This window comes from Streptomyces millisiae, assembly GCF_031845425.1.
Lineage (GTDB): Bacteria > Actinomycetota > Actinomycetes > Streptomycetales > Streptomycetaceae > Streptomyces > Streptomyces millisiae.
The window spans coordinates 1-9,940 of sequence record NZ_JAVREM010000117.1; the positions used below are offsets into that span (position 1 = coordinate 1).

Here is a 9,940-nt window from a genome sequence, read left to right on the forward strand (position 1 = left end):
GCCCCGCGCTGTTGCGGGCGGGTGGGGACAATCCCCGCGCGGAGCGCCGGGGCGGCCGCAGGCCGCGTGGTTCAGGCCCGGCCGGCCAGGCCCTCGCGCCAGCGGTTGGTGAGCGGCAGGCGGCGGTCCTTGCCGAAGACCTTCGGGGAGATCTTGGTGCCCGGCGGGTACTGCCGCCGCTTGTACTCGGCCGCGTCCACCAGCCGCAGCACCCGTGAGACGAGCTCCGCGTCGTAGCCGGCCGCCACGATGTCGGCCGCCCCCCGGTCGCGGTCCACGTACAGTTCGAGGACGCCGTCCAGCACGTCGTAGTCCGGCAGCGAGTCCGTGTCCACCTGCCCCGGCCGCAGCTCCGCGCTCGGCGGCTTGGCGATGGAGTTCTCCGGGATCGGCGGCGTCTCGCCCCGCCGCGCCGCGGCCTCGTTGCGCCACCTGGCGAGCCGGTAGACCACCGTCTTGTAGACGTCCTTGATCGGCCCGTAGGCGCCGACCGAGTCGCCGTAGAGCGTCGAGTAGCCCACGGCGAGCTCGCTCTTGTTGCCGGGGGCGAGCACGATGTGGCCCTCCTGGTTGGAGACCGCCATCAGCAGGGTGCCGCGCAGCCGCGACTGGAGGTTCTCCTCGGCGAGGCCGGTCAGCTCCACCGCGTCCAGGTAGGCGTCGAACATGCCGCCGATCGGCACCGTCCGCAGGGCCAGGCCGGTGCGCCTGGCCAGCTCGGTCGCGTCGTCCTTGGAGTGCTCCGAGGAGTAGCGCGAGGGCATGGAGAGCCCGAAGACCTGCTCGGGGCCGAGCGCGTCGCAGGCGATCGCCGCGCACAGCGCCGAGTCGATGCCGCCGGAGAGGCCGATCAGGACGGAACGGAAGCCGTTCTTCCTGACGTAGGCGCGGACGCCGGTGACCAGCGCCTGGTACATCTCCTCCGCGTCGTCGAGCCGGTCGGCGACCGCGCCGCGGTAGGTCGGCTCGTAGGGCGGCAGCGGCTCGGCCGAGAGCGTCACGTGGTCGATCCGCAGCCCGTCGTCGACCACGCCGGCCGGCGGCTCGCCGGCGGCGGCCGGGAGGTCCAGGTCGAGCAGCAGGCACTCCTCGGCGAACTGGCCGGCCCGCGCCAGCACGGTGCCGTCCCGGTCGACGACGATCGAGTCGCCGTCGAAGACCAGCTCGTCCTGGCCGCCGACCATCGCCAGGTAGGCGAGCGTGCAGCCGGCCTCCTGGGCCCGCTTGCGCACCAGGTCGAGCCGGGTGTCGTCCTTGGCGACCTCGTAGGGGGAGGCGTTGACCGACAGCAGCAGCCCCGCGCCGGCCGCGCGCGCGGCCGGCACCCGGCCGCCGTCCTGCCACAGGTCCTCGCAGATGGCGAGCGCCACGTCGACGCCGCGGACCCGGATCACCGGCAGCGTCGCGCCGGGCACGAAGTAGCGGAACTCGTCGAAGACGCCGTAGTTCGGCAGGTGGTGCTTGGCGAAGGTGAGGGCCACCTCGCCGCGGTGCAGCACGGCCGCCGCGTTGCGCGGGGCGCCGGCCGGCTGGCCGAGCGCCTGGCTGGCCTGCTCGGCCCGGTCGAGGTAGCCGAGCACCACCGGGACCTCGCCCAGGCCCTCGGCGGCCAGTCTGGCCGCCAGCTCGCGGAGCGCCGCCCGGCTGGCGGCCACGAAGGACGGGCGCAGGGCCAGGTCCTCGACCGGGTAGCCGGTGAGCATCATCTCGGGGAAGGCGACCAGGTGCGCGCCACGGTCGACGCCGTGCCGCGTCCAGCGCAGCACGGCGTCCGCGTTGCCGGGCAGATCGCCGACGGTGGAGTCGATCTGGTTCAGGGCGATTCGTAGCTGAGGCACGCGGTCGAGTCTAATCGTCCGACTGACGCAATGTAGGGCGCGGTCCTTCTGGCCGGCTTTCGGCCGTGGCAAACGGCGAGGGGCCCGGCGATAGGGAATGATCCGCGAGTGACGCATACCTGACGGAAAGGGTCGTCACCGCGCGAGATGGCGACCGCAACCGATCGGTGGGTGAGGCACCCCCCGGAATCCGGCCAGGATCGACGGTCGCGGATTACGCGGGCATGCCAAAGGGCAGGGCTGAACCCACCTGCGTGTGAGGACGGGACGACGCCATGCTGGAAAGGGGCGCGGCCATGCCGCAGGACATCAGCTTCTACCTGCCCTTCCAAGGGAGCATCAACCCGGGCGCCGGCCGGGCGCGCATCCACCACCTGGACTGGGTGCGCCGCCACGGCCTCGTCGTCGGCGAGGCGGCGCTGCGCCGCTACCAGGGCTGGCAGGTGACCGACCTGGCGGCGTACGCCTACCCGGAGGCGGCCGGGGGCGACCTGGACCTGGTCACCGACGCCGTCTGCATCGGCTTCCCGCTGGACGACCTGTTCGACGGCCCGCTCGGCCGGCAACCGGAACGCGTCGCCCAACTGGTCACCGAACTGGCCGCCATCCCCTACCGCGCCCCCGGCACCCCGCCCGCGCTCGACGCGCCGATCGCCCGGGCGTACGCCGACGTGTGGCGGCGCAGCGTCGTCGGCATGTCGCCGGCCTGGCGGGCCAGGGCGGCCGCCAACCTGGGCCGCTTCTTCCGCGCGTATGTGCGCGAGGCGCGGAACCGGGCCCAGGGGGTCGTGCTGGACGAGGAAGCGTACGTGCGGCTGCGCCGTCAGGCGGTCGGCACCGCCCCGTGCTTCGACCTGATCGAGCGCGCCGGGCACTTCGAGGTGCCGGCCGGCGTCTTCTGGAGCCACGAGGTGCGGCTGCTCACCCGCTGCGCCGGCGACGTCGTCTTCCTCTGCAACGACGTGCACTCCGCGGAGCGCGAGGAGGCGCAGGGCGACCCGCACAACCTGGTGCTGATCAGGCAGCGGGCGCGCGGCTGCCCGCGGGAGGAGGCGGTACGGCAGGTCACCAGGCTGGCGACCAGCAGGGCCCGCGTGTTCGCGGCGCTGGCCGCGCGCCTGCCGGAGCTCTGCGAGCGGCTGGGCGTCGACGCGCGCGGCCAGGCCGACCTCGACCGTTACGTGGCCGGGCTGCGCAACTGGATGGTCGGCAACCAACGCTGGGGCGTCGTCACCCCCCGCTACGGGGCTGCGCCGCAGCCCACCGAGCCACCCCGCCCCGCCACACCCGCCCCGACCGGCGGCCCCTGAGAGGCCCCTACCGTGACGGGCTTGGCCGGCCCGGTCCGGGCGGGCTCACCTGCGGCGTCGCCCCCGGGGCCGCGCGGCCGCGCGCCGTGGGGACGTGGCCGCGTGACGCGGCGGGGTCGGCTCAGTCGTGTCGGTGGAGGCCCCACTGGCGTAGGCGGGCCCGCAGGGCCCGCCAGGTGCGGGTGGGGCCGGTGGGGGGGACGCCGCGCCGCACCGTTGAGGCGGCCGCCGCCTCCGGCGGCGGGCTGGTGGTCGCGCCGGCCCGCGCCGCCGTGGCTCCCGCCCCGGAGGGGCCCCGCGGTTCGCGGCGGGAGAACGCCACCGGCAGCGCGTCCAGGTGGCGGGACCAGGTCGAGGAGGACCAGCTCAGGTCGTCGGGCTCGGTGGTCAGCCGCAGGTCGGGCAGCCTGGTGAGCAGCACCTCGATCGCCGTGCCCGTGATGGCCCGGCCGATGTCCTGGCCCGGGCACTCGTGCGGGCCGCTGGTGAAGGCCAGGTGCGAGCGGTTGCCGTGCATCGGCGCGCCGGGCGCCGGCCGCACCGCCGGGTCGACGTTGGCCGCCGCGAGCCCCAGGAGTAACACGTCGCCCTCCCTGATGTGCTGGCCGCCCAACTCCACGTCCTGGGTGGCGAAGCCACCCGGGCAGACGGAGATCGGCGGCTCGTCCCACAGCACCTGCTCCACCGCGGCCGGCAGCGTCATCCGGCCGCCGTGCAGCGAGCCCCGGAACCGGGGGTGGGTGAGCACCACCCGCAGGGTGTTGACGATCAGGTTGGTGGTGGTCTCGTTGCCGGCGACCATCACCAGGCGGAGGTGGTGGACCACCTCCTCGTCCGAGAGGTCCGCCGGGTGGGCGAGCAGCCAGGACGCCAGGTCGTGGCCGGGGTCCGTGCTCTTGCGCGTCACCAGCTCGCCGAGCGTCCGCTGGATGTACCGGTCGGCGCTGACCGCCTTCTCGGTGCCGATCAGCAGCTGGCGGCTGGCCCGCACCAGACGCGGCCCCTCCTCCTCCGGCAGCCCGAGCACGGTGGTCAGCGCCAGCATCGGCAGCTGCTGGGCGTACTGGGCGAGGATCTCCGCCTCGCCGTCGGCGGCGAAGCGGTCGATCAACTGGTGGGCGTGGCGCTGCACATGGCGGCGCAGGCCGCGCCGGTCGAAGCGGTCGAGGCTCTGGTTGAGGGCGGACCGCAGCCGCTGGTGCACCTCGCCGTCCTGGTGGGTGCAGTCCGGGCCCCACAGCAGCACCGGCGCGATGGGTGAGGCGGCGCCCACCCGACCGGCCCGGTACTCGCCCCAGTTGCGGCCGTCCCGGCTGAACCGGCGCGGGTTGCGTGTCACCTCGAGGATCTCCGCGTAGCCGAGGACCAGCCAGGCCGGCACGTCGCCCTCCAGCAACACCGGTGCGACCGGGCCGTGTTCGGCGCGCAGCCGCTCGTAGAGGCCGAACGGGTCAGCCGACGCGACCGGGCCGTACAGCCGGTGCACCCCGCCCGGGCCCGGTTCGTGCGCGGGACAGCCGGGCGGCGGCACGGCGGCGGTCAGCCCGCCGGCCGGCCGGCTGGTGGGGGACGGGTCTGGCGACGGCCTGGTCACGGGGCCTCCGAGGGGTGCGGACGGGCGGCGGAGCTGGGTACGGCGACGGCGTGGGCGACCCGCGCGTGGGCGACGCCCGCCGTGGCGGGGGACGGGGAAGCGGCGGGGGCGGCGGGAGCGGCCGGGGCGGCGGTGGCGTGGAGGAAGCGCAGCAGGGTCAGCAGCACGTCGCGGCTGGACTCCAGCCGGCGGGCGTCACAGGTCACCAGCGGGACGTGCTCCGGCAGGTCGAGCGCGGCGCGCAGGTCGTCCTCCGGGTGGACCGGCGCGTCGGGGAAGCTGTTGACGGCGACGACGAACGGCACCCCGCCGTCCTCCAGCCGGTCCATGGCGGCGAAGCAGTCCTCCAGACGCCGGGTGTCCACCAGCACCACGGCGCCCAGCGCACCCTCGAGCACCCCGTTCCACAGGAACCAGAACCGCTGCTGGCCCGGCGTGCCGAACAGGTAGAGCACCAGGCGCTCGTCCAGCGTGATCCGGCCGAAGTCCATGGCCACGGTCGTCTCGGTCTTCGCCTCGACCCCGGCCAGGTCGTCCACGCCGACCCCGCTGAGCGTCATGGTCTCCTCGGTGGTCAGCGGGCGGATCTCGCTGACGGAGGCGACCATCGTGGTCTTGCCGACACCGAAGCCGCCGACGATCACCACCTTGACCGACTGCTCGGCGGATCTGGGCAGCAGGTCCTCCTCCCGGGGGCCCAGGCCGAGCCCCCGGGAGGGGTCAGAGTCGTTGTAGTCCATCGATCAACGCCTTCAGGGTCTCGACGTCCGGGTCGGCGGCGGCCTGCCGCTGCGCCTCGCGAGTGTGCCTGAGCTCCACCAGGCCGCCGGCGCTCAGGTCCCTCAGCAGCACGGTGACCGCGCTGAAGGGCAGGCCGAGGTGGGCGGAGATCTCGGCCACGGAGATGGGGTGTTGACACACCCGCAGCAGGGCGGCGTGCTCGGGGGAGTGGCCGGGGGCCGCGGCGGTGGATCGGGCCACGACGAGCGTGACCAGATCCAGGAGTAAGGAGTCCGGGTCGTCCCCCGACTCGCTCCGGCCGCCGGTGACGATGTACAGCGGGACCGCCCGCCCCGCGCCCGCGCCCCCACGCGCCCTGCGGCCCCGCCGGCCACCGCCGCCACCGCCCGGCGGCTCGGCGGATCCGGAGGGGCCGGGGGTACCGGTGGTGCCGGTCACGGAGCCGCCTGTTCCGGTGTGCGGGGCTCGCTCGACAGGTGTTCGCCGATCCGCAGCACCAGGTCCCGCATGCGCTGGCTGACCAGGCCCGGGTCGACCCGGCCCTCCGCGGTGACGGCCAGGTAGGAGCGCTCGCCGGCGGACATCAGGTAGAAGTAGCCGCCGGTCAGTTCGAGCAGCACCATCCGGATGTCGCCGTCGTCGCGCGGGAACTCCCTGGCGATCGACTGGGCCAGGCTCTTGATGCCGGAGGCGGCGGCGGCGATCCGGTCCCCGCTGTCCCGGCTCTCCCGTTCGCTGCCGTGCTGGGCCATGCACAGCCCGTCCGCGGACAGCAACACGATGTGCCGGATGCCCGGCACGCTGTCGGCCAGGTCCCTGAGCATCCAGTCCATGTCCTTGAACCGACGCTGTGTCACGTGTTCTCACCCTTTTGATTCCGAGACTGTCTGTGCGGGCTTGGGGGGCGCGGGAGCGGCCGGCTCAGCGGCCGCTCCCCGGCGGGGGCCCCGGGTCCTGGCCCGTCGGCCGTTCGGTGGCGGCGGCCGCGTGCTGCTCGTCGCTGCGCCGCAGCCCCTCGAAGAACGAGTCGACCCACAGGCCGGGCGCCGCGGGCGGCTCCTCGTCGGTCGCACCCGCCGCCGGGGGCGCGGCCGGGCGCCGCGTGGCGGAGGCCGACGACCGGCCGCGCGGGATGGGCCGGCGGCGCTGGGGCAGGCCGTTGGCCGCGCGCTCGTACTGCGGCTCCTCGTCGTCGAGCCCGGGGAGGTGGCCGTAGGGGTCGTCGTCCTCGTCGTCGTCGCCGTAGAGCGAGGGCTCGACCACCGGCCTGACCGGCCAGCGGGGCGCCGGGCGCAGCGGCGGCAACTCGTAGGGCGGCGGGGGCGTGTGGGTGATCAGCTCGTTGGGGATGAAGAGCACCGCCCGCACCCCGCCGCAGGTGGAGGGGCGCAGCGAGATCCTGGCGCCGTGGTGGCTGGCCAGGATGCCCGCCACCCGCAGGCCGACCCGCGCGGTCTCGCCCAGGTCCTCCAGGTCGAGGCCGTCGACGCCCTGTTGGAGCAGGAACTCGGCGCGGCGGCGCGACTCGCCGGTGAGGCCGGTGCCCTTGTCCTCGATGGAGATCTCGATGCCGAGGGCCACCTCCTCGGTGTTCATGATCACCTCGGCGTTCGGCGGCGAGTAGCGGGTGGCGTTGTCCAGCAGTTCGCCCAGGACCATGATCAGCGGCTCGACGGCGTGGCCGTGGATGCCGCAGTCGATCACGTGGTGCTGCTTGACCCGCAGGTACTCCCGGATCGGCCCGGCGCCGGCGCGCATCACGTCGTAGAGGGTGATGGGGTGCTCCCAGCGGCGCATGGGGGCGCCGCCGCCCAGCACGGCGAGCGAGGTGGCGAAGCGGCCGGTGACGTTGATGCCGTGTTCGAGCCGCATCAGGTCGCTCATCACGTCCGGGTCGTTGTGCCGGAACTCCATCTTGCCGACGTCGTCCTGGAGCCGGTGGATCTCGGACTGGATGCGGCAGGCGATGTTGACGATGGCGCGCTTGGCCGAGTCCCGCTGGAGCTCCTTCTCGCGCAGCACGTCGACGATGGCGTGGACCATCGCCCGGTGCGCCCTGGCGAGGCGGGGGTCGGAGGCGGAGTCGGGGATGTCAGGGAGGACGTCCGCCTCCAGGTTGCCGCGCTTCAACTCGTCGAGGGCGGCCGGCAGCAGGTCGTAGGCGACCAACTCGGCGTCGGCCAGCTGCTGTCCCACCTTGGCCCGCAGCCGCTCGGCGGCGTGGCCGCGCCTGACGGTCTCGCCCCAGGTGACCGCCACCGCGAGGGTGGCCGCGGCGCCGCACCACAGCACGGGCAGCCGCGCGTCACCCGGGGCCAGCAACACGGCCGCGAGCCCGCACAGCGCCACGAGCGCGGGCGGCAGCAGCCGCCCCCGCGCGGGCGCCGCGGCTCGGGCCCGGCGGACGGGCGGTAAGGGATCGGCACGCACCACGGGCTTCCTCACGGGCATCCTCACTGGCCTGGCGGCGGACGGACGGCAGGGGCGCATGGCGCATGCCGCTGACATATACGCGATGGCGACCGGCCGTAGTGGTCGCGACTCGCTTTGTGACACCGGAGGGTAGAGGGCCGGCGGCGCGTGCCGCAGGCAGTTGCGGAAAGCTCCCCCGTTCGGGCAACCGACGGCCGGCGCCGGGCGCGTACGCCGTCCGCGGAAACGTTGCTGACCAGCGGTTTCCGGTTCACCCACAAGGGAAATTCGCCCCGTATATTCATGGCCAAAGCTTGGTCTCCCCGATGTCCCAGAATGGAGGGCATGGGGGGCGGCCGGGCCGACCGGTCGCGCGTGCGCAACGCCGTGGAAATCCTGTGATGGGATGCTCAGGAGCCCCGTGCGGAGCGTCCGGGGACAGAGCCGTCTGACCAGCGAGGATGGGTGGAAATGGAGAAGCAGCAGGAGTTCGTGCTCCGCACGCTGGAGGAGCGGGACATCCGGTTCGTGCGGCTGTGGTTCACGGACGTCCTCGGATTCCTCAAGTCGGTCGCGGTGGCGCCCGCCGAGCTCGAACAGGCCTTTGACGAGGGCATCGGCTTCGACGGCTCGGCCATCGAGGGCTTTGCCCGCGTACACGAGTCCGACATGATCGCCAAGCCGGCGCCGAGCACCTTCCAGATCCTGCCCTGGCGCGCCGAATCACCCGGCACCGCCCGGATGTTCTGCGACATCCTGACCCCCGACGGCTCCCCCTCCTACGCCGACCCGCGCTACGTGCTCAAGCGCGCCCTGGCCAAGAGCTCCGACCTCGGCTTCACCTTCTACACCCACCCCGAGATCGAGTTCTTCCTCCTCAACGACAAGCCGGTCGACGGCTCGCGCCCCACGCCCGCCGACTCCTCCGGCTACTTCGACCACACCCCCCAGAACATCGGCATGGACTTCCGGCGGCAGGCCATCACCATGCTCGAGTCCATGGGCATCTCCGTCGAGTTCTCCCACCACGAGGGCGCGCCCGGCCAGCAGGAGATCGACCTGCGGTACGCCGACGCGCTCTCCACCGCGGACAACATCATGACGTTCCGCCTGGTGATGAAGCAGGTGGCGCTGGAGCAGGGCGTACAGGCCACCTTCATGCCCAAGCCGTTCTCGGAGTACCCCGGCTCCGGCATGCACACCCACCTCTCCCTCTTCGAGGGCGACCGCAACGCGTTCCACGAGACCGGCGCCGAGTACCAGCTCTCCAAGGTCGGCCGCTCCTTCATCGCCGGCCTGCTGCGGCACGCGGGCGAGATCTCGGCCGTCACCAACCAGTGGGTCAACTCCTACAAGCGCATCTGGGGCGGCGCCCAGCGCACCGCGGGCGCGGGCGGCGAGGCCCCCTCCTACATCTGCTGGGGCCACAACAACCGCTCGGCGCTGATCCGGGTCCCCATGTACAAGCCGGGCAAGACCGGCTCCACCCGCATCGAGGTCCGCTCGCTGGACTCCGGCTGCAACCCGTACCTCGCCTACGCCGTCCTGCTGGCCGCGGGGCTCAAGGGCGTCGAGGAGGGCTACGAACTCCCGCCGGGCGCGGAGGACGACGTCTGGGCCCTCACCGACAGCGAGCGCCGGGCGCTCGGCATCGAACCGCTGCCGCAGAACCTGGGCGAGGCGATCCAACTGATGCAGCGGAGCGAGCTCGTCGCGGAGACGCTGGGCGAGCACGTCTTCGACTTCTTCCTGCGCAACAAGCGGCAGGAGTGGGAGGAGTACCGCTCGGAGGTCACGGCGTTCGAGCTGCGGAAGAGCCTGCCGGTGCTGTGACGCTGCGCGCTTGGCGTTGGCCGCCGGCCCGCAGGGCCCGGGCCACCGGCGCGCTCCGCGCGCCTGGTGCCCGGGCCTGCGGCCGTGCCGCGCCCACCCACCCGCCCTCCGGGCGGGTCGTCGCGCGGCCCCGGGCCGCGCGGCCCGGCGGCGCAGCCGCCGCAGGCCCTCGGCCCTGCCGGGCCGTGCACCGTGCGCGGCGCGGTCAGGCC

General features: G+C 73.7%; 7 protein-coding genes and 1 pseudogene. 2 read left to right on the top strand and 6 right to left on the bottom strand.

Annotated features, from left to right (window positions below; all coding sequences use genetic code 11):
* Window positions 1–71 precede the first annotated feature (71 nt).
* Window positions 72–1,838 (bottom strand): NAD+ synthase, encoded by a 1,767-nt coding sequence (locus RNC47_RS34980; RefSeq protein WP_311604783.1) that lies wholly within the window; start codon window positions 1,836–1,838, stop codon window positions 72–74.
* Window positions 1,839–2,134: 296 nt separating this feature from the next.
* Between RNC47_RS34980 and RNC47_RS34985 the strand changes: the two genes are divergently transcribed.
* Complete coding sequence (locus RNC47_RS34985; RefSeq protein WP_311604785.1) at window positions 2,135–3,148, top strand: terpene synthase family protein; 1,014 nt, start codon at window positions 2,135–2,137, stop codon at window positions 3,146–3,148.
* A gap of 121 nt (window positions 3,149–3,269) precedes the next feature.
* On the opposite strand, the gene RNC47_RS34990 is transcribed toward RNC47_RS34985, so the two are convergent.
* The 5 genes and pseudogenes from RNC47_RS34990 to RNC47_RS35010 all read right to left on the bottom strand — a co-directional run bounded on the left by RNC47_RS34990 (window position 3,270) and on the right by RNC47_RS35010 (window position 7,913).
* Window positions 3,270–4,742, bottom strand: a complete 1,473-nt coding sequence (locus RNC47_RS34990; protein ID WP_311604787.1) for a cytochrome P450 — start codon at window positions 4,740–4,742, stop codon at window positions 3,270–3,272.
* Between the two features lie 116 nt (window positions 4,743–4,858).
* Window positions 4,859–5,482: pseudogene (locus RNC47_RS34995) on the bottom strand (GTP-binding protein); the annotation flags it as partial.
* Window positions 5,463–5,921, bottom strand: a complete 459-nt coding sequence (locus RNC47_RS35000) for a DUF742 domain-containing protein (RefSeq protein ID WP_394814949.1) — start codon at window positions 5,919–5,921, stop codon at window positions 5,463–5,465. The gene RNC47_RS35000 and the pseudogene RNC47_RS34995, both read right to left, overlap by 20 nt.
* Window positions 5,918–6,316, bottom strand: coding sequence for a roadblock/LC7 domain-containing protein (locus RNC47_RS35005; RefSeq protein WP_311604792.1), 399 nt, complete (start codon window positions 6,314–6,316; stop codon window positions 5,918–5,920). The genes RNC47_RS35000 and RNC47_RS35005 overlap by 4 nt, the downstream gene beginning before the upstream one ends.
* 88 nt (window positions 6,317–6,404) lie before the next feature.
* Window positions 6,405–7,913 carry an ATP-binding protein gene (locus RNC47_RS35010; protein WP_311604788.1) on the bottom strand — a complete coding sequence of 503 codons (1,509 nt, stop codon included), beginning with the start codon at window positions 7,911–7,913 and terminating at the stop codon, window positions 6,405–6,407.
* A 453-nt stretch (window positions 7,914–8,366) separates the two neighbouring features.
* Here RNC47_RS35010 and glnA point away from each other — a divergent pair, with 453 nt between their 5' ends.
* Entirely contained in the window at window positions 8,367–9,728 is a 1,362-nt protein-coding gene (gene glnA / locus RNC47_RS35015; RefSeq protein ID WP_311604789.1) for a type I glutamate--ammonia ligase, read from the top strand.
* The last annotated feature ends 212 nt before the right edge of the window (window positions 9,729–9,940 follow it).

What these genes read in the sequence shown, in the direction of transcription:
- RNC47_RS34985 (WP_311604785.1), top strand. Translation starts at nt 2,135, where the DNA reads ATGCCGCAGGACATCAGCTTCTACCTGCCCTTCCAAGGGAGCATCAAC.
- RNC47_RS35005 (WP_311604792.1), bottom strand. Translation starts at nt 6,316, where the DNA reads ATGGACTGGATGCTCAGGGACCTGGCCGACAGCGTGCCGGGCATCCGG.
- glnA (WP_311604789.1), top strand. Translation starts at nt 8,367, where the DNA reads ATGGAGAAGCAGCAGGAGTTCGTGCTCCGCACGCTGGAGGAGCGGGAC.